The sequence below is a fragment of the Lysobacter soli genome (assembly GCF_009755585.1).
Classification (GTDB): domain Bacteria; phylum Pseudomonadota; class Gammaproteobacteria; order Xanthomonadales; family Xanthomonadaceae; genus Lysobacter_J; species Lysobacter_J soli.
The window spans coordinates 400,848-419,434 of record NZ_CP046603.1; the positions used below are offsets into that span (position 1 = coordinate 400,848).

The 18,587-nt window shown below is 64.6% G+C and carries 17 protein-coding genes; 14 read left to right on the top strand and 3 right to left on the bottom strand.

From position 1 onward, the window contains the following. The first annotated feature begins 185 nt into the window (after positions 1–185). The 6 genes from GOY17_RS01745 (at position 186) to GOY17_RS01770 (ending at position 6,287) form a co-directional block, all read left to right on the top strand. Positions 186–1,160: a hypothetical protein gene (locus GOY17_RS01745; protein WP_157029031.1), complete on the top strand. Its 975-nt coding sequence runs from the start codon at positions 186–188 to the stop codon at positions 1,158–1,160. A 1,268-nt stretch (positions 1,161–2,428) separates the two neighbouring features. Next, positions 2,429–2,800, top strand: coding sequence for a hypothetical protein (locus tag GOY17_RS01750; RefSeq protein WP_157029032.1), 372 nt, complete (start codon positions 2,429–2,431; stop codon positions 2,798–2,800). 441 nt (positions 2,801–3,241) lie between these two features. Further along, positions 3,242–3,667 carry a hypothetical protein gene (locus GOY17_RS01755; RefSeq protein WP_157029033.1) on the top strand — a complete coding sequence of 142 codons (426 nt, stop codon included), beginning with the start codon at positions 3,242–3,244 and terminating at the stop codon, positions 3,665–3,667. Between the two features lie 188 nt (positions 3,668–3,855). Further along, on the top strand, positions 3,856–4,158 hold the full coding sequence (locus GOY17_RS01760; protein WP_157029034.1) for a DUF705 domain-containing protein: 303 nt from the start codon (positions 3,856–3,858) through the stop codon (positions 4,156–4,158). A 161-nt stretch (positions 4,159–4,319) separates the two neighbouring features. Next, positions 4,320–4,802, top strand: a complete 483-nt coding sequence (locus GOY17_RS01765) for a hypothetical protein (protein WP_157029035.1) — start codon at positions 4,320–4,322, stop codon at positions 4,800–4,802. A 786-nt stretch (positions 4,803–5,588) separates the two neighbouring features. Beyond that, entirely contained in the window at positions 5,589–6,287 is a 699-nt protein-coding gene (locus GOY17_RS01770) for a hypothetical protein (RefSeq protein ID WP_157029036.1), read from the top strand. A 361-nt stretch (positions 6,288–6,648) separates the two neighbouring features. Here the strand turns inward: GOY17_RS01770 and GOY17_RS01775 are convergent, their stop codons facing one another. After that, positions 6,649–7,311, bottom strand: coding sequence for an outer membrane beta-barrel protein (locus tag GOY17_RS01775; RefSeq protein WP_157029037.1), 663 nt, complete (start codon positions 7,309–7,311; stop codon positions 6,649–6,651). Between the two features lie 657 nt (positions 7,312–7,968). Between GOY17_RS01775 and GOY17_RS01780 the strand changes: the two genes are divergently transcribed. Further along, positions 7,969–8,313 carry a hypothetical protein gene (locus GOY17_RS01780; RefSeq protein WP_157029038.1) on the top strand — a complete coding sequence of 115 codons (345 nt, stop codon included), beginning with the start codon at positions 7,969–7,971 and terminating at the stop codon, positions 8,311–8,313. Positions 8,314–8,400: 87 nt separating this feature from the next. Here the strand turns inward: GOY17_RS01780 and GOY17_RS01785 are convergent, their stop codons facing one another. Next, complete coding sequence (locus GOY17_RS01785) at positions 8,401–9,171, bottom strand: SEL1-like repeat protein (RefSeq protein ID WP_157029039.1); 771 nt, start codon at positions 9,169–9,171, stop codon at positions 8,401–8,403. A gap of 497 nt (positions 9,172–9,668) precedes the next feature. On the opposite strand from GOY17_RS01785, the gene GOY17_RS01790 reads away from it, so the two are divergent. Then, a complete protein-coding gene (locus GOY17_RS01790; protein ID WP_157029040.1) occupies positions 9,669–9,815 on the top strand; it encodes a hypothetical protein in 147 nt (48 codons plus the stop codon). A gap of 311 nt (positions 9,816–10,126) precedes the next feature. Here the strand turns inward: GOY17_RS01790 and GOY17_RS01795 are convergent, their stop codons facing one another. Then, positions 10,127–11,341 carry an acyltransferase family protein gene (locus tag GOY17_RS01795; RefSeq protein ID WP_232338500.1) on the bottom strand — a complete coding sequence of 405 codons (1,215 nt, stop codon included), beginning with the start codon at positions 11,339–11,341 and terminating at the stop codon, positions 10,127–10,129. Positions 11,342–11,467: 126 nt separating this feature from the next. Here GOY17_RS01795 and GOY17_RS01800 point away from each other — a divergent pair, with 126 nt between their 5' ends. The 6 genes from GOY17_RS01800 (at position 11,468) to GOY17_RS01815 (ending at position 18,587) form a co-directional block, all read left to right on the top strand. Further along, positions 11,468–12,355, top strand: coding sequence for a LytTR family DNA-binding domain-containing protein (locus GOY17_RS01800; protein WP_157029042.1), 888 nt, complete (start codon positions 11,468–11,470; stop codon positions 12,353–12,355). A gap of 101 nt (positions 12,356–12,456) precedes the next feature. After that, positions 12,457–12,585: a hypothetical protein gene (locus tag GOY17_RS19035; RefSeq protein WP_269750037.1), complete on the top strand. Its 129-nt coding sequence runs from the start codon at positions 12,457–12,459 to the stop codon at positions 12,583–12,585. A gap of 162 nt (positions 12,586–12,747) precedes the next feature. Continuing rightward, positions 12,748–12,975, top strand: coding sequence for a hypothetical protein (locus GOY17_RS01805; RefSeq protein ID WP_157029043.1), 228 nt, complete (start codon positions 12,748–12,750; stop codon positions 12,973–12,975). Positions 12,976–13,127: 152 nt separating this feature from the next. Then, positions 13,128–13,508 carry a hypothetical protein gene (locus GOY17_RS18695; protein WP_198173776.1) on the top strand — a complete coding sequence of 127 codons (381 nt, stop codon included), beginning with the start codon at positions 13,128–13,130 and terminating at the stop codon, positions 13,506–13,508. A gap of 104 nt (positions 13,509–13,612) precedes the next feature. Continuing rightward, the gene (locus GOY17_RS01810) at positions 13,613–14,596 is read left to right on the top strand and encodes a chemotaxis protein CheB (protein ID WP_198173777.1); all 984 of its coding nucleotides are present in this window, start codon (positions 13,613–13,615) and stop codon (positions 14,594–14,596) included. Between the two features lie 58 nt (positions 14,597–14,654). Further along, positions 14,655–18,587, top strand: a complete 3,933-nt coding sequence (locus GOY17_RS01815; protein WP_157029045.1) for a chemotaxis protein CheB — start codon at positions 14,655–14,657, stop codon at positions 18,585–18,587.

Here is an 18,587-nt window from a genome sequence, read left to right on the forward strand (position 1 = left end):
TCTTCGCATTGCTACGGTGTGTAGGGGACTTTCAGATACTCGGTCAAGGCCTTCACCCGCACCCATGAATCGTTGGTGGAGGCGATCGAGGACGCCCCCGTCGTGATCCCGGTGCCCACGCTTCGCGTGATTTTCGAGATCGCCCCCACCCCACGAAGGGGTTGCCCTAGGCTAGCGGAAACCACGTGCCCGCCGTGATGCGCGTGATCGTGGAAAGGCGGTTCAAAGTGGCAGGGGTGCTACTGTCCGCTATCGACCCAAAGCGGACATTAGGACCGATCGACAAGGAGCTGAACTCGATGGCGCAACTGGTTCGAAGTCGGTGTCTGCACATTGTCACGGCCCTGCTCCTCATCAGTCCCGTACGGCCTTGCCTCGCCCTTGGAGGCATCCTTACCGATCCGCCGACACAGTCGGGCGCTATAGGACCATCGGTGAGTCTCACCGGGCTCTACCGGTTTGGCGGGGACGGCGAGCTCTGTTTCCTGCCCTCAGCGCGTTCGGTCGCGCAACTGCCGGAATGGAAGGGAGGCAACCGCCTGTGCTTCATGAACCACGATGCGTTCGACGTTCTGCACGTCCGCGATGTCGCACTGGGGGAGCCGCGCATCTGCGGCTTCGAAGGTCACGCGTCGGTCGTCGTCGAGAACCTGCGGTGGGCGGACAACGAGGGCGAGTGGCGGTATGAAGGAACGCTGGTCGACGCCACCGACCTTGGGTCGCCGTCCTGGATCCGGTGCGGCGATGTGCAGGACCGCTGTTACACGCTGAGGGATGCCGAAGCGATGGAGGCCCTCGTGCCAATCGAGCGGCCTTCCGTAGTTGAGGAGTCTCGCTCGACGCCCGTGCCCGGCATCGACCTGGACGCGGACGGCCTTGCCGATCGCATGGCCCTTGAGAGCAGCTTTTCAACCAGTCATTCGCCCGGCGATCTGCAGGAGCTTTCGTACACGGTCAGCTCGACAGGAAAGACATTCGCCGTCGGCTTCCCGGTGATCGGGTTGAACCGGCAGGATGGGTCTTATTACGTCCGAGGCGTTACCTATCCGGCTTCGGAGGCCGGCCCCTATGCCACCAAGCGCGTGGACGTCCTCAGCATCACGCGGGACGGGCTTGTGCCCGTCTGTTCGTATGAGCTTCCTTGGACCGCCTACTGGTAGCTCCGAGTTGTTCGCCTGATTTCGAGATCCGTCATTCGCGACGCTACAAGCAAAGGTCTTTCGATGTCCGCTTCTGGCCGATAGCGGACGTTCGGCGGGGACACACGCCAGCCGGGCTGCTAATGTCCAAATCCGACCCTTAGCCGCCATTAGCAACGGGTACTTGGGGACTCATGAATACTCTCGTCGTAAAGGCGACCCAACGTTATGGGGATTCGGCCTTCAGACAACAAAATGGATGACGGGATGCGACTGTTCGCATTGGCGGCTGCGGTACTACTTTCCGGATGTTCCACGATTCCCGATAGCGCTCCGGCCACGCTTGAGTTCGTGCCGACACCAAGCGATACGTTGGCGGGCGGAATCTGGTCGGTTGACTGGGAGGAGTTGCAAGGGGCACCGGTCGCGTCCACAAGCCTGAGGCCTGGAAAACGTGTTATCGGTTACACCTGTCCCGGGCTCCTTTTCGTCGACAACCCTCCGGAGCTGCGCTTTCGCTTCGCGTCCGGGGCCAAATACTCCCTGACCTGCGATGGACGAACTCCGACAGTTCGAGAGGTCGCACCGCCCTGACTTCCCGAGCGTCCGCTTCTGGCCGATAGCGGACGTTCGAGCAGGGCGGGCGCGCCGACGACTGGTAATGTCCGCTTTCGACCCTAAGCGGACATTGGGACGTAGACCATGGGGCTCAGCATGTCAGTCAGGCGGGATCAGCTTCGAGTCGGAACAATTGTCATGGCCGCACTGCTATCGGGATGCTCTGCCTTCATTCCTGAGCATCTGTGGTCGATTGATCCGGACCTGTACGTGACGTCAATGAAGCCCGCGAGTGGCAGTCGCGTAGCCTACGGAACTCCGATCAAAGTCAAGCTCAAGTACCGCATCGACCCATTTCGGGAAGGCCAGCGGTATTACGTCCTGTTGTGTGGTCAGGACACTCTGCGGTGGGAATCGACGTGCGGCACGAGCCACGAACACGTGTTCGAGGTAGTGAAACCACGCGGCACCGTGAGTATCTCGTTTCCATTTTCCGAGTCCACTCGATGGGCTGTACTCGTCGCGCGGCAACCCAAGGTGGTCCAGTGCGCCCTGAATGATGCGTGGTGCACGAGTCCGAGTACGCTCGGTGCGGCCGATCTCTATCTCATCCCACTCGCCCGGTAGATGAGGTCGACGCCACGCAGAGGGCGTGGCGTGACCCCGAGCCCCAATGTCCGCTCTTGGCCGATAGCAGACGTCCAAGCCCGGATATTGGAAATGGATACCGCATGCGAGCGGACTACGTGTCACACCATTCGGAGCTGAAGCGCGGGTTGCTGCAGCAAGGGGCAGTTCTCCTGTGCGAGTCGGAGCTGATGGCCGAGTACCGACTTTCGTCTGGGTGGATGCTGAGGTTCGTCTGCGAGAAATGCGACGGCCCCAGCTGGTCGATCGATATCGCACCGTCGGCTGGCGGGCCTTGGTTCGCAGTTTGGCTCCTCATGCAGGCTTTCGAACGATTGACTGGAGCCCACTACGGTGCGCCGACGATCAACGCCCAGGTGTGCTTCCTTGATTCCGAAGCCTCACGCCTATTTGACGAAGACGCCTTTTATGCGGCTGAGTACGCGAGGCTCAATCGGGTTGACGGCATGGAATGACCGTCGGTGTGAGAAGGTCCGCTTGTGGCCGAAAGCGGACTTGTATTGGTGACAGGGTCGGCGGTAAGACGCGAGCAATGAAACGACAAGTTCATTTTCCGTCCCTTGCAGGCCTAATCCTCACGCTCGCTGCTACAGCAGCGGCGCTGTGGGGGGCGCGGGGGTGCGGCACGCAGCAGCTCCGACCATTTACCAGGCGGGCAGACCTAAGGCATGGCTGTCCGATTTTGGGGATATGGCCACCGCGATTGTTCTGCTAGCTGCTCCCCTGATCATTTGGCTGGTCCATAAAGCATTTTTCAGTAGGTTTCGGCGTTAACGAACTTCGTCCGCTACTGGCCGATAGCGGGCATTGAGGAGGGAGGCGGCCGAATCTGATGCTAATGTCGAACCGTCGTCGGACGATGATCCGTTGGAGCGGGACGCGCAGGAGAATCGTAGGTGGGCGATCCATACAACACGGCGGACCAGCAGCCACCTTCGTCGGATAGGGGAGCTGATAACGATCCGGCGGCGGAGGCCCGCGCCAGGGCGGTGGCGTTTGCTCGTTCGCGTGCAAAGCGCCATGTGCAAGGAACCCGGTGTGGAAATTGTGAGGTGCCGTGGCATCTTTCGCTGGCCGATCTCATTACGTTTCGCAAATGGATCATGGCCTGCCCGCGCTGCCGAGTTTTTAACCGTCTTCCTCACCGTGCTGACGTTGGTTGCGCGCTGGTCGCCTTCGCCTTGGGCGGCCTGGTCTGCGTCCTATTGATCCCTTTTGGATTCCTCGGGCCGCTGGCCGCCGCTATCCTGTATCCCGTTTTCGTCGGAGTTGCGCGCGTGCTGTACCTGGACAGGGGAAAACTCGTTTCACTCGGGTATTGACTGCTAGCCAGAGCGTTGACGTGGCTGTACGGCACGCAGGTGGTTCGCGAGCGTCCGCTCCTGGCCGATAGCGTACGTTCTGACGGCACGGCCCGCGGCCGGGCTGCTAATGTCCGCTTTAGACCCAGCGGACGATCGTGTCCGCTAGGCGCCCGCGGGGAACTCATCAAGTAAGGCGGCAATGTCCTATGAAGCAACGCGTCATATTTGTGGATGTGGATGACACGCTCGTCCGTTCCGTCGGCACGAAGCGCATTCGAATGCCTTACGTCTTGGATCGTATTCGTGCTCTGTACGAGCAGGGGGCCGCCTTGTACCTGTGGAGTTCAGGCGGCGCCGAGTACGCCCGCGCCTCGGCTGCCGAGCTCGGAATCGAGGATTGTTTCGTCGCGTTCCTGCCGAAGCCGGACGTGTACTTGGACGATCAGCCCGTCCATGAATGGCGCTATTGCCAGCACGTCCTTCCCGCTAACGCGGGCGACGCCTACTAACTAGAGGGTCGGACTGGCGAACGTCGGCCTCTGGCCGATAGGGGGCGTTCGAGCAGGACGGGCGCCCCTACGACTGGTAATGTCCGCTTTCGACCCAAAGCGGACATTCGAAGGCCTATATATTCGGGGCCACGAATTCCCAAGTCCGACGGAGAGGCCCTATGACGAAATGGACGTTCGCAGCCTCAATCGCGTTACTTGTTGCCGCCTGTTCTCACGGGCGTATGGACCCTCGCAAGTCTGTTCTCGTCGAGGTATCCGTCCAACGTTGCCTCGACACTTTGCGCAACGACGAGATCCCGCTCGTTATTACGAACCGCTCCGATCGCCAGGTTGCATTCTTTTCTACCGGCACATCGGGACCGCCTTACGTGCTCCATCCCTATGCGTTCGCCATCAACTTCGCGGAGCCGAGATCAGACGACGAGCTCGGGGTGCTGCTCGAGCATTACATCCCGCCGAAGAATGAAGTGCGGCTCGATCCGGGCGACCGCGCGGAGGTCCTGGCTTACGCCAGTCTGTGGCCTCTGCCCGGCTACACGGGGAGGGTGCGGGCCGAGGTCACCGATACAAACGGTCGCCCGTACGTGTCAGAGGAACTGGCCGTTTGCGTCTCGACAGCCATGTCCGCTTCTGGCCGATAGCGGACATTAACCCCGCTTCTCGCGTCGCTACGTTGGCAAGGTGGTCCGTCACGGAAGAGAGGCACCTATGATCCGCGTCGCAAGCTGGTTTTCGATGGTCGCGGTGCTGGTTCTGGTTGGCACCACGTTGTTGCTAATCGCGCTGCCAAGAGACCCGTTCCGTCAGCCTGGTGAGACGTGGAGCTTTGGCTTGCTGAGCGGCTACTCAGTGCGTCTGTTGGAGTCGGGCCGGTATGTGGATTCCAACTGGTGCGACATCTGCCCTGAAGAGCGATCGTTCGGAACGTGGCGTCTTGCGTCGGAGGGCTACGAGCTCTACCCGGATTCCGGAAAGCGCCCGTGGCGACTGCGGCGAGTTGAGCGCGGAGGGTGCTCGCGCTTGGCTGGACCGCCGGTTCGTCGTGGCGGCGAACCGGTTTACTTCAGGCGGGAAGGTGATCTGTGCACGGAGCGCTGATAATTGAGCTCTGCAGTGAGTGCGAACGTCTGCTCTTGGCCGAGGAGCGGACGCCGGCGCAGGTGCTTGCTGCCGCATTAGCATTAGGCACGTTTGGATGGCCGAAGAAGGCGACCCTGCAGGGCTCGATTCCGCTAAGGACTCACGGCTAAAGCTTGACTGCGGTGATTAACGAGTTGGAATCGAACAGGAAGTCCGAAGCGATGGAACAGCGAAGATTGCGCGTGTGTGCTCGTGCCCCCATGGTGGGGCTCGCATCGTTGGCAAGCGTGCTCCTGCTGACAGGTTGCCCAGGAACGTCTGCCGAAACCACGCAAGCTCCCGCACGCATGACCACCAATGCACGCGACTCCGGCTACGCGGGGACGCCAGTGCATTGGCGTGATTTCCTTTCGTGCTGGAATCGCGAAGCGAAGCAGACGCGGCAGGGCCGCGCCGACCTCGGGCCCGCGCTGATCGTGAAGGATCCGGACAATCCTGATGTGTCCCTGTCCTCGCGTATCCGGGCGCGCGAGCGTGCGCTTGGCGTCGAGTTGCCCCGTTCGTACGTCCATTTCCTCGCCGCCGCCCGTCCCGACGGAACCTGGCCTGGGCTGGCGCGGAGCACCGGCTTGCTTTCCATTGATGCCATCGACACGGTGGGGCATCTGGACCCGGAGGGGGCGTGGATCGCACAGGCTCATGCGCTGGATACGGACGACGAACTGTACTTCGTCTACGGCGTGAACCAGGACGATGCAACCATGCGATCGCGTTACCTCGGCGATGCCATCGTGGTCGGGAAGTACGGCGACAGCCTGTATGAACAGATCGTGCTCTTTCCGCAGGTCAGAACGTCCGACGGGGAGATGGAGGCCGCGTTGCTGGGATGGGCAGGAACCTTCCGAGCCCCGTCGTTTGCCGAACTCATGCGGCAATTGTCCTATCAGGACCTGGGGCGCGCCGACCATGTGCCGCCTTACGCGCAGACGTTGCTCGTCGGTACGTGCGCTGATCGGTTGCCGCAGAAAGATGTCTGGTGGAAGTGATTCGGTTGCGGTAAACGACATCAGAGCTGGCTCGTAATGTCTGCTTCTGGCCAATAACGGACGTTCGGGCGCTTCGTGACGCCTACCGGGTCATGGAGCGCTTTGCCCAGAGTTACTGCGAGCGCGGTGACACACCGATATCCGACTTCCTCGATTGCTACGCCGCGGAAACGGGCGGAGGGTTGACGCCCGATCCTGCTGCCCCCGATGACTTCGCCAATGCCGCGGTCAGCATCTTGGGGAAGCGATAACGTCCGCTTCTGGCCGCTAGCGGACCTTCGGGCGGGACGGCTGTCCGGTTTCGACCGGCAGACGCGGGAGCCAGGCGGACCCGGCGTAACCGGGTCCGCACGAAGCGCGTTTAGAAGCTGGCGCGGACGCCCACGCGGAGCAGCGTCCAGGCATCGGCGACTTCCACCTCGCCGACGATGCCCCACGTAGGAGTGAGTCTGAACTGGAGACCCGCGGCGCCAGTGAAGCCGCCGTCGTAAACGGTGTCGCCGATGAAACCGGCTTTCGCCCAACCCTCGAGCTGTTCGGAGAACGCACCGCGCATGCCCACGCTGACCCGTGCCGCGGTCGAACTGTCGTCCAGCTCAACCACCGAATAGGGCGTCATGTCTCCGAAGAACGGCCTTTCCTCACGGGTGACCTTCGCGGCCACGTTGACCGCGGCGACCTCGGCGATCAGGTCGACCCGATCGCTAATGGGGTGGTGGTAGCCAAGCCCGAGCTCGCCGAGTTCCAGATCGTACTTTGTGTGGTGACCGCCGCTGTTCGATGCCCAGACATCCTTGCCGCTCGCCTTGGAGTACTGCCCGAACAGGCTCAGGTTGTCCGCGAGGCGCACCGAGCCGCGACCATATCCGCCATCGACGTCGAGCTCATCCCCGCTTGTGCCATCGAATCCGCCAACGTCGACCTTGTCGTAGCCACCTTCTACAAACGTGTAGCTCAGTGCCTGCGCCGAAGCTGCAAACGGTGCCGCCGCCAGCAACGCGGCCAATACGAAACGTTTCTTCATGAAATCCCCTGGTCCTTGTGTAATCGTCCTTGCCGCTACCGCGGCCGGGCGACCTTAGCAGAACGTGCGGCGCGCCTATGAGGCGTCCTGCGCAGTTCTTGCCAGTACCGCGACCGCAACGCCGGACTTGGGGGATGGTAATGTCCGACCCGGATCCCAGCGCACACTTCGGTGATTCGGGCAGACAGCTATGGCGAGTAGCGTCACAAGGGGCAGAGTATTGATCGTCACGACGTTCCTTCTCGGCGCGGGCCTCCTCTTCGTTGCGAGTCCGTGGTTGCTTTCGCAGTACGTGGCGAGTGCGCCAAGCGCGGCAGATCCGCTGAGCGGCCATCTCCAGCCCTTCAATCAACATGGCACCGTCGTTTACCTGTCCATGTCCGAACAGCTGTGCGTGTACGGCACCGCCGGGTTGGGCGTTCTTCTGCTGGGCGCGTGCGGCTTGCTAGTAGCACGACACAGGCCCTGACCACCTGCCGCTTGATCGCAGCAAAGGGTCGGGAGCATCGCGCCGTTAGGGGCGACCCCGTCGAAACTGATGCCCGGCGGGCTCGGCAAGGCGGTGCTAATGTCCGCTTTCGACCTGAAGCGGACATTGGAGATGCCGGCGCTCGTCATATCATCGAAAAGGTCCGTGCGACTACCGAACGGGAATCGATGTTTCCGCTGAGTCATGCGTGTCTTGGACTTGCTCTCGCCGTCGCGCTCGGTTCGTCCGGATGCGCGAGCGCTCCGCCTTCGTTGGCGTCGGACCCTGTTCCGCCGACAGCGGAAGACTTTGGAACCGTTACGTACCACGACGACAACTCCGACGGGGTCGTCGATTTTGAAATGCATGACTTCGGATGCTGCGATCGCAACTGGGCGCTGGTCGATTCCGATTTCGACGGCACGTTCGATCTGCGCGTACAGTGGGGCGAAAGCTTCACCGAGGAACCCATCGAACAGCCCGTTCCCTCCCTCGTTTCAATTGCGCCCCGAGGCTCGGGCTGGTTGCGATGAGTGTCCGCTTCTGGCCGTTGGCGGACGTCAGAGTTGTGGCACCCGCGGCATTCGGAGCCTGCGGCTCCGGATGCCATTGGTACGCGGCTACTTCGTTCTCTTCACCGGCGAAACCGGTCCCACGGCAGTCGAACCGATGCCATCGAGCAGTGCATCCTGCTCCTTCCAGTAAACGTCGAAGTTGACGCCGCCGGTCCGGTCGTAGAGCTGATCGGGCGTGACCACATCGGCGACGTGGTAGGCGGCGACGTTGGCGCCTACTTTCGTTGCGAAGGCGCCATTGACTGGTTGCGAAACGATATCCAACGGCTGGCTTCGATACCCGAGGCGGCTGCCGGTCATGTCGCGGGCGAACGCGCGCATCAGGCCTTCGGCACGGGGCTTTGCAACCTCGTCGCCATAACGGGCGTAGAAGTCGCCTCCAAGCGCGAGTGCGTGCGCCTGCTCGCTGGGGGTCAACTGCGACCACATCTTCTCGCGGATGAGCAGCAACGTCCGACTGCCCCGCTCGGCCGCCAGGTCGGCCCAGACGTACGCCTGTGCGCGATCTTCGGCAACGCCGGCCCCGTGCCAGTACATCAGGCTCAGGTAGTGCTGCGAATACTTGTCCGCATACCGTGCGGCGGTCATGAAATGATCGACCGCGTCTTCGCCGTCTCCCCTCAGATAGGACTTCAGGCCGAACACTCGCTGCAGCTCGTTCGGCTTGTCCTTGGACGTGATGACGACGGCGTCGAGCTGCATGAAAGTCTTGTTGCTGAGCCGAAGGTCCTGCCCTTGGCCGCTGTGTGCACCCGCCGCACCCGCCACGAGCAACATCGCCAGAACCAACACGTTTCCATGGATCATCACTGCCATCTCCCTGTGCACGATGAATGGTGTCGTTCGTCCCCGGGGCATCGCGACGAAGCGCGAGCGCTCAAAGCGCGCCCCGCCACAACCCTACCGGCCCCCCGGCCGCGTCGCAAATCCATGCCGCCCTGAAGGTGGCCGCATGCGCTCGGAGGGACGATGGTACTGTCCGCTCTCGACCCATATCTGGCGTTTGGTGGCGGGCATGCCCGAGAAAATGGCGACCAATATTGAGCGGCTGCACTCGGCGTTCGCTAGCGGCATCATCTTCCTTGTAGTTGCTCTCGTCGGATACTGGTCTGGGTTTCGAGGCAAGGGGCGCGCCTTGGACTCAGCGACGACCTGGGCAGATCTCCTGGAGGTCGCGCCAAGTTGCTTGGTGCTCTCAGTGCTTGTCGGTGGCTGCGTCTACTTCTGGGTCGGCCGTCGTCGCTAACTGGAGTCTGGAGCCTCCTCTTGGCGGCTAGCGAACGGTCGCGCAGTAGGGCCGGCTACCACGCTGCATGCGTCCCGCCGAGATCCTGCTGGCCTTCGTGATCCTGATATTGCCACTGCATCGCTTCTTCTTGCCGCTCGGGTTCCTCGGTGCGGATTTCCAGATTGGGGGCATTTCCCTTGCAGGCGGCAATTCTGTCCTCGACCGCCGTTAGCGCTCTCTTTGGGTGGGCGCCCGCCGCGCTGTCTCCATATGATGTCTGCCGCTTGTGGCCGTCGGCAGAGATCACACCGGACCGGGCTGTGGAAGGTTCGAACAATGCAACGCGCGTCGTTTTAGCAATGTGTCGACGACGCGAACGCGAGCGGCTCGGCATTGGTGTGTGACACATCACACGCTGCTCTTCACTGCCGGCCCGGCGAATGGGTCGCGCGGGGTGTACGGAAGGATCGATCTGATCCGCTAGCCGCGGCGACATCGGATGCGGTGATGGTCGGCGCGGCGCGGAAGGATGCATGACGCGCCTCACGCCGCATCCGCCACCGCATTCGCCTCGCGTCGCGGCTCGCGCGGTCCCAGTCCGAGCAGCGGACGCATCCATCCGATGCGGCGCACGAGTTCGAATGCCGCGAACGCCAGTGCGAACGTCGCCACCACGAGCAACGGTCCTTCCACTGCCGGACGCAGCGCCAGCGGCTGCAGGTTATGCGCGAGCACGACGATGATCGTCTGGTGGAGGATGTAGACCGGGAAGACCGCTTCGGTCAGGTAGCGACGCGCGCGGCTGTCGCCCGGCGACCAGTGCGCCGCGAAGCCGATGATCGCGACGATCGCCGTCCACTGGAACGTGCCCCACACCGCGCGCATCGTGTTGCGCAGCGCGTCCGGCGGCGTGGCGTCGCCGCTGTAGGCGCTGAAGTACACCACGATCGCAACGTAGCCCAGCACCGCAAGCGCGGCGGCCTGCCAGCGCAACGCGGCGAAGCGGTCCCACACCGGCTGCGACTTCGCCACCGCGAAACCCAGCAGGAACTGCGGCAGGTACTGCGCGTGGTTGTACCAGTCGTCCACCAGCGCGTGCGTCGATTCGAAGCGGTCGATCATCGTGATTCGCGCCACGATCAGGAACAGCGCCGGCCACAGCAGCAGGCCGACGCCGCGGCCGAACACGCCGGCGATGCGGTCGCACAGGCGGGAGAGTCCATCCGGCGCGATCCACTTCAGCAGGCACAGCACCACCGTGTAGACCCAGAGGTAAGCGACGAACCACAGGTGGTTCCAGGTCGGCACGTCGAGGCAGTCGCCGTCGCGGCAGAAGTTCTGGTCGTTCTGCAGGTAGCGGGCCCAGAAGGCGAGATAGCCGTCGTGGTAGCCGCCGGGCAGCCGCTCGACCACCTCGTAATAGGACTGCGGCGGGACGATGACGAGCATGCCGAAGATCAGCGGCACCAGCAGCCGCCACGAGCGCTTGCGCAGGAAGCCCTGCGGCGTCTTGCCGAGCAGGAAGGCGGTCGCCACGCCGGATATGAAGAACAGCAGCGACAGCCGCCACGGCGAGGTCATCAGCATGAACGGCTCGAGCGCGGGGCTCGCGAACGGGCTTTTGACGTGCCAGTCCCAGGTCACGTAGTACATGCCGACGTGGTAGAACACCAGCAGCGCGAAGGCGCCGATCCGGACCCAATCGAGGAAATAGCGGCGGCTCACGGCGGCGTGCTCCAGCGTGGAAGATGCGGCCACCCTCGGCCCGCCGGACGCGCGATTCCACCGTGAAGTGACCATCCGGCGGGGCTTTGGGACGAATCGCGGGCTCGCAGGGACGAGCCGGGACGGACCCGCGGCACCGTGCCCCTACAATCCCGCTCGATGAATGCGCCCTCCGCTCCGACGCCGTCGCCCGTCCCGTTCCGGTCGCATGCGCGGCGCCGCGCGTTCGAGATCGGCTTCTGGGTCGTCACCACGCTCATCAATGCCGTCGCCAACAGCGTGACGGTGCTGATGGACATCCGCCGCACCCGGCTGGATTTCGGCGCCTGGGAGCCGGTGACCTGGGAGTGGTCGAGCGCCGTGCTCATGCTGGCGCTGGCGCCGGCCGTGGTCTGGTTCACCCGCCGCGTGCCGCTTCACTGGGACACCTGGCGCCGGACGCTGCCGCTGTACGTGCTGGCCAGCCTCGTGTTCAGCCTGGCCCACGTGCTCGGCATGGTCGCGATCCGCGAGGTCGTCTATGCGGCGCACGGCGCGGAGTACGACTTCGGTCCGTGGCTGGAGCAGCTGGGCTACGAATACCTCAAGGACGTGCGCAGCTTCGCGAGCATGGTGGTGCTGGTCGAAGGCTATCGTTTCATCCGCCGCCGCCTGCAGGGCGAGGCGAGCCTGCTCGGCGAACCCGACGAAGGCCCGCCGGTCGAGCCGGTCGAACGTCCCGAGCGCTTCCTCATCCGCAAGCTCGGTCGCGAGTTCCTCGTCGCCGCCAACGACATCGAATGGCTGCAGGCCGCGGGCAACTACGTGAACCTGCGCGTGCGCGGACACGACTATCCGCTGCGCTGCACGATGGCGACGATCGAGGAGCGACTGGATCCCTCGCGCTTCGCACGGATCCATCGCAGTTACATGGTGAACCTCGGGCAGGTGGCCTCGATCGAGCCGCTCGACACGGGCGATGCACGCGTGCATTTGTCCGACGGCACGGTGCTGCCGTGCAGCCGCCGTCATCGCGATGCATTGCGCGAACGCGCGGGTTTCGCGTGATGTTGCGACGCGCGTGTTGCACTTCGTGCAGTGCGCGCATCGATCGATCGTCCGCATCGCAATCGAGTCGATGGATGCAGCAACTGACGTGAAAACAGGGCTTGCAGCCGACGGACGGCTGCGTTGCCGACACGATCGGCAAGTTCGCGCATAACGCGCTGCGTTATTGGAGCGCCGACGCGCATCGCACGAAAACACGTGAAAACGGCCGTGATTTCGAGCGCGTGTGACTTCTAGCGTTTGCATCGTTCAGCTTGCTGTGGTTTATTGCATCGCAGTGGGATCGGGGATGAGCTCACATCCGATGCGATGCACGCGCCGGTCTGGCGCATGTGCAGTTCCTTTTTTCGCGAAGCCGCGTTGCGGTGTCTCGCGCATGGATGTTGGTTGCAATGAGCAGAGATGATCCGGAAGCCGCGTTGGCTTCCTACGAGATATTGATCCGGTCGGTGGGTCAGGGCATTCGCGAAGTGCACGGCAACACGACATGGGAAGCGGTGCAGGCGCGCGCCGAAAGCCTGTGGCACCTGTACGCGATGACCACCGGGCTGGAATGGCCGCAAGTGGCCGAACGCGTGCGCGAGGCATGGCGCGCGGCGGCGGACGACGCGCAGCCGTAGCGTCGCGTCATATCGCGTGCCGTCGTGTCAGATCGCATGCCCGCATCGGCGCGCGATATGTCGGTTACATGACGCGCCACCTATCGCGTTCGACAAAACGATTGGCCGATGGAAGGTCCGTCACATCCGACGGATCGGTCTACGATCGCTGCATGGCCGCCGCGATCACGCCGATGCAGTGCTACTTCCTTGAAGCGTTGGGACGCAACGCCCGGCGTGCGTTTCCGACGGCGCGACTGCGCGAAGTGGAATCGCGATTGTCCGCGTGCTGGTACGGCAGCGGCCTGGCCGGCGATTGCGAATGGCCCCAGGCGCGCGGCATCGCCATCCACAGCTGGCGCGTGTCCACGCCGACGCGCGTTTTCGCGCAATCGCTGGGTCGTGTCGCGCGCAACTACCACCCCGCGCTCAGCTGGGACGAACTGGAGCCGTCGCTGGTCGATGCCTGGCACGCAAGCGCCTGGGGCGGCACGACGTCATGGAGCCGCGTGCGCGAGCTCGCGCGATCGGGCTGGACCCACGCGGACGGCTGACTCGCGCGACTCGTCGCGCGCCAACGCCATCGTCACCCCATCGCCACCGCTGCCTCACGCGCGGTAACGGACGCTGCGGTTTCCACGGGAACGGACGTCCGCGAATGCCGGGATGGGCGGAACGCAATGTCATCGTCATCGGGGGGTCGTCCGGCGCCGTAAAGCCACTGCTGGAGGTGGTCGCGGGGCTACCGCGCGAGTTCCCGGCGACGATCCTCGTCGTGCAGCACATCGGCGCGCACACCAGCGTGCTGCCGGAACTGCTGAACCGGCGCGGCGCGTTGCCGGCGATGTTCCCGACGTCCGGCCGGTTGCTCGAGCCGGGCGTCATCTACGTCGCGCCGCCGGACCACCACCTGCTGGTCAGCGACGGCGCGGTGCGGCTGAGCAGGGACGCGAAGGAGAACTTCACCCGGCCCGCGATCGATCCGCTGTTCCGCTCGGCGGCGATCGCCAAGGGCCCGCACGTGATCGGCGTGCTCCTGAGCGGCCTGCTCGACGATGGCGTCGCCGGATTGCAGGCGATCAAGGCCTGCGGCGGGCTGGCGATCGTGCAGGATCCGGCCGACGCCGAATCGCCGGAGATGCCGCAGAACGCGCGCGATTACGTCGCCTTCGACGCGCTGCTGCCGGCGTCCGACATCGCGCAGGCCCTCATCGTCATGGCGGCGCAGCGCGTGGATGCGGAGCCTTCGGTACCGGCCGCGCTGATCGAGGAACATCGGCTCAGTATCGGGGAGGCAGACAACCCCATGGCCACGCTCGACGACATCGGCACGCCTTCGCGCATCACCTGTCCCGAATGCAGCGGCGTGCTGTGGGAAATCAAGGGCGCGCAGCCGCCGCGGTATCGCTGCCACACCGGGCATGCGTACACCATCGGCGCGCTCGATGCGGCGCAGAACGTGCGCACCGACCAGGCGCTGTGGGCAGCGTTGCGCGCGCTGCAGGAGCGTGAGCGACTACTGCGCAGCGTCGCCGCCGCGCATCGCGTTCGCGAAGCCCGCAACGACGCCGATCGCGCCGACGCCGAAGCCGACCACATCGCCGTGCACGCGGCGCAATTGCAGCGACTGGTGGCGGACTGATTGCCGCGCCAAAAGCCGTGCCGGATACTGAACGCCTTCTTCGAAACCCGCCGAACCCATGACCAAGCCGCCCCATCGCGACGCAAAGCCGAAAGGCGCGGCAGACGAGCAGTCGGGGCAGGCGCGCGCCGGTGATACCGCAGCGCCCGCGAACGTGCCGCTGATCGTTGGCATCGGTGCCTCGGCCGGCGGCCTGGAGGCGTACAAGGCGTTCTTTGAGAACCTCGAAAGCGCGGACGGCATGGCCTTCGTGCTCGTCTCGCACCTCTCGCCCGACCACGCGAGCATGCTGCCGGAGCTGGTGGCGCGATACACCTCGCTGGTGGTGATGGAAGCGGCCGACGGCATGGACGTTGAAGCCGGCCACGTCTACATCATCCCACCGGACGCGACGCTCACCATCAGCGGCGGCGTGCTGCAGCTGAGCAAGCCGGCGCCGCCCCGGCAGTACCGTTTTCCGATTGACACGTTCTTCGCCTCGCTCGCCGAAGACCAGGGCGACAACGCGGTGTGCATCATCCTGTCCGGCGCCGGCAGCGACGGTGCGCGCGGACTGGGCGCGATCAAGGAACGCGGCGGCCTCACGCTCGCGCAGGCGGCGATCGACCACATCGCCATCGCCGGCATGCCGGCCAGCGCCGCGGCGACGGGCCTGGTCGACAACATCGTCCCGGTCGAACAGATGCCGGCGCGGCTCAAGGCGTACCGAGCGCACCTGTCCACGGCGCGCACGCAGAAGGGTCCGGACGGCATGCGCCAGGACCTGAGCAACCACCTGCAGACGATCTGCACATTGCTGCGCGCCGAAGTCGGCCACGACTTCAGCCAGTACAAGGAAAAGACGCTGATCCGTCGCATCCAGCGACGCATGCAGGTGGTGCAGATCGACGGCGTCGCCGGCTACATCGACTACCTCAAGCAGACGCCGCGCGAACTGGACAACCTTTTCCGCGAGCTGCTGATCGGCGTCACCGAGTTCTTCCGCGATCCCGAAGCGTTCGAAGCGTTGCAGACGCTCGCCATTCCCTCGCTGCTGGAAGGCAGGAGCGCCGCCGACACATTGCGCGTGTGGACTCCCGCATGCGCGACGGGCGAGGAGGCGTATTCCATCGCGATCTCGCTGGCCGAAGCCATCGCGGCGCGACGCGGCGGCCCGAAGGTGCAGATCTTCGCCACCGACATCGACGACCGCGCGATCAACGCCGCGCGTGCGGGCCGCTTCCGCGCGCCGCTGCCGGGCGTGTCGGCCGAACGGCTGGAGCGCTGGTTCATCCAGGACGGCGAGCACTACGTCGTGGTGAAGCCGATCCGCGAGATGGTCGTGTTCTCGCCGCACAGCGCCATCAAGGATCCGCCGTTCTCGCGGCTGGACCTGATCTCGTGCCGGAACCTGCTGATCTACATGAACTCGGAGCTGCAGGAACACCTGATCCGCACGTTCCATTACGCGCTGCGGCCGGGCGGCGTGCTGATGCTCGGTCCGTCCGAAAGCCTCGGCCGCAACACCGCGCTGTTCTCCGTGCTGGACAAGAAGCATCGCCTCTATTCGCGACGCGCCGATGGTCGCGCGAGCCTGCCGATGACCACGCCGAAACGGCTGGCTGGCATCGACACCGTAGCGCGCGTGCCGACAGTGCGCGGCGGCGGCATCGAGGATGCGATCGACCGCAACGCGCGGCGCGTGCTCGACAAGCACTCGCCGGCGTACGTCGTCATCGATGCCAACCACGACGTGCTGCGCTTCTCCGGCGACACCGGGCGCTATCTTGGCCCGTCGTCGGGTGCGGCGAGCCTCAACCTGTTCGCGCTGCTCAACAAGGGCCTGCGCGGCCCCGCGCGCACCGCGGTGCAGCAGGCGCTGATCCGTCACAACACCGTCGTGCAGGAAGGGCAGCTCACCGGACCCCACGGCGAGCGCATCCCGGTGCGCCTGATCGCCGAGCCGATCCACGAGCAGGACGACGGCAACGCCGAACGCCGCGCGCCGTCGTCGCTGTGCATCCTGGTGTTCAAGGAACTGACGCCCGTCGCAGCCGTCGCCGAATCGACCACGCCCAACGGCCGTCGCGCGCGCGGCGAATCGGCGCGCATCCGCGAACTCGACCTTGAATTGGCCACCACGCGCGAGCAGCTGCACACGGCGATCGACGAGCTGGAAACGGCGAACGAGGAGATGAAGTCGGCCAACGAGGAACTGGAAACCTCGAAGGAAGAAATGCAGTCGATCAACGAGGAACTGCAGACGGTCAACGTCGAGCTCAACAGCAAGAACGAGGCGCTCGCGCGGCTCAACAGCGACCTGCAGAACCTTCTGGAAAGCACGCAGATCGCCACGCTGTTCCTCGATTCGGCGCTGCACGTGAGCGGCTTCACGCCGGCCATCAGCGACCTGTTCCACCTGCGCGAAGGCGACCACGGCCGCCCGATCACCGAGATCACCGCGCGCATCCCGTACCCGCAGCTCAAGCAGGATGTGAAGCAGGTGCTGCGCACGCTGGCGATGGTCGAGCGCGTGCTGCACGGCGGCGTCGATGACGCGGTCTATCTGTTGCGCATGCGTCCCTACCGCACCACCGACAACGTCATCGACGGCGTGGTGCTCACCTTCATCGACATCACCGAACGCCAGCAGCACGAGTACGAACGCGCGCGACTGGCGGCGATCGTCGAATCCTCGCAGGACGCGATCATCGGCCACAGCCTGGAAGGCATCATCACCAGCTGGAACGCCGGCGCCGAAAGCATGTTCGGCTATCCGCCGGCGCGCGCGATCGGCAAGCCGCTGTCGGTGCTGCTGCCGCCGGATTCGAAGAAGGATCTCAACACGCTGCTGGAAGCGTCTTCGCGCCAGATCAAGGCCGAAGAGCTGTTGATGACGTGGATACGCGAGGACGGCACCCCGGTGCCGCTGTCGTTGCGCTGCTCGCCGGTGCTGGATCCGGCCGGTGCTGTCGTCGGCGGTTCGACGATCGCGCGCGACATCACCGATCGAAAGCGCGCGGCGTGGATGCTCGACGAAACCGAGCGCCGCCTCGCGGCGATCATCGAACAGACCACCGTCGGCGTCGCGCAGACGGACCTGGACGGCAAGCTGGAGATGGTCAACCCGCGCTACGGCGAGATCCTCGGCCGCAGTGCCGATGAACTCATCGGCCATCGCCTGCACGAGTACATCCATCCGGCCGACGCGGCGGAATTCGAGGCGCAGTTCCACGACCTGGTCGCCGAGGGCAAGCCCTTCCAGACCGAACAGCGCTACGTGCGCCCTGACGCGAAGCTGGCGTGGATCAACCACCACGTCACGCTCATCCACGACGAAGGCGGGCAGCCCTCGCACGCGGTGGCGTTCGCGCTGGACGTGACGCAGCGCCGCCTCGCCGCGCAGCAGCGCGAGTTGCTGGTGAGCGAGCTCAACCATCGCGTCAAGAACACGCTGGCGACGGTGCATTCGATCGCGCTGCAGACGCTGCGCCACACGCCGGACATGGGCAAGTTCCGCGACGCGTTCGTCTCGCGCCTTCGTTCGCTGTCGACCGCGCACGACCTGCTCGCGAAGGAAGGCTGGCGCGGCGTGAGCCTGGCGGACCTGGCGCGCGCCGAACTGGCGCCGTACCACGCGGGCGACACCGACACCGCGCACGTGCAGATCGTCGGCGACGACCTGCACCTGGACGCGAAGACCGGCCTCGCGCTGAGCCTCGCGCTGCACGAGTTGGCGACCAACGCCGGCAAGTACGGCGCGTTCACGCGCGAAGGCGGGCAGGTGCGGCTGGAATGGGCCACGTTCGAACGCGACAGTCAGCGCTGGCTGCGCATGGTCTGGACCGAATCCGGCGGCCCGCCGGTGAAGGCGCCGGCCTCGCGCGGCTTCGGTTCGCGCCTGATCACCGAAGGCGTGGGCTACGAACTCGGCGGCGACGTGTCGCTGGAATTCCCCGAGAGCGGCGTGGTGTGCACGATGACGGTGCCGTTGAAGGACGCAGGAAGCTGA

Coding starts and splice junctions, on each gene's coding strand:
- GOY17_RS01785 (WP_157029039.1), bottom strand. CDS start 9,171: ATGGCAGTGATGATCCATGGAAACGTGTTGGTTCTGGCGATGTTGCTC.
- GOY17_RS01815 (WP_157029045.1), top strand. CDS start 14,655: ATGACCAAGCCGCCCCATCGCGACGCAAAGCCGAAAGGCGCGGCAGAC.
- GOY17_RS01805 (WP_157029043.1), top strand. CDS start 12,748: ATGAGCAGAGATGATCCGGAAGCCGCGTTGGCTTCCTACGAGATATTG.
- GOY17_RS01760 (WP_157029034.1), top strand. CDS start 3,856: ATGAAGCAACGCGTCATATTTGTGGATGTGGATGACACGCTCGTCCGT.
- GOY17_RS01800 (WP_157029042.1), top strand. CDS start 11,468: ATGAATGCGCCCTCCGCTCCGACGCCGTCGCCCGTCCCGTTCCGGTCG.
- GOY17_RS18695 (WP_198173776.1), top strand. CDS start 13,128: ATGGCCGCCGCGATCACGCCGATGCAGTGCTACTTCCTTGAAGCGTTG.
- GOY17_RS01770 (WP_157029036.1), top strand. CDS start 5,589: ATGACCACCAATGCACGCGACTCCGGCTACGCGGGGACGCCAGTGCAT.
- GOY17_RS01810 (WP_198173777.1), top strand. CDS start 13,613: ATGCCGGGATGGGCGGAACGCAATGTCATCGTCATCGGGGGGTCGTCC.
- GOY17_RS01780 (WP_157029038.1), top strand. CDS start 7,969: ATGTTTCCGCTGAGTCATGCGTGTCTTGGACTTGCTCTCGCCGTCGCG.
- GOY17_RS01790 (WP_157029040.1), top strand. CDS start 9,669: ATGCGTCCCGCCGAGATCCTGCTGGCCTTCGTGATCCTGATATTGCCA.
- GOY17_RS01750 (WP_157029032.1), top strand. CDS start 2,429: ATGCGAGCGGACTACGTGTCACACCATTCGGAGCTGAAGCGCGGGTTG.
- GOY17_RS01775 (WP_157029037.1), bottom strand. CDS start 7,311: ATGAAGAAACGTTTCGTATTGGCCGCGTTGCTGGCGGCGGCACCGTTT.
- GOY17_RS01765 (WP_157029035.1), top strand. CDS start 4,320: ATGACGAAATGGACGTTCGCAGCCTCAATCGCGTTACTTGTTGCCGCC.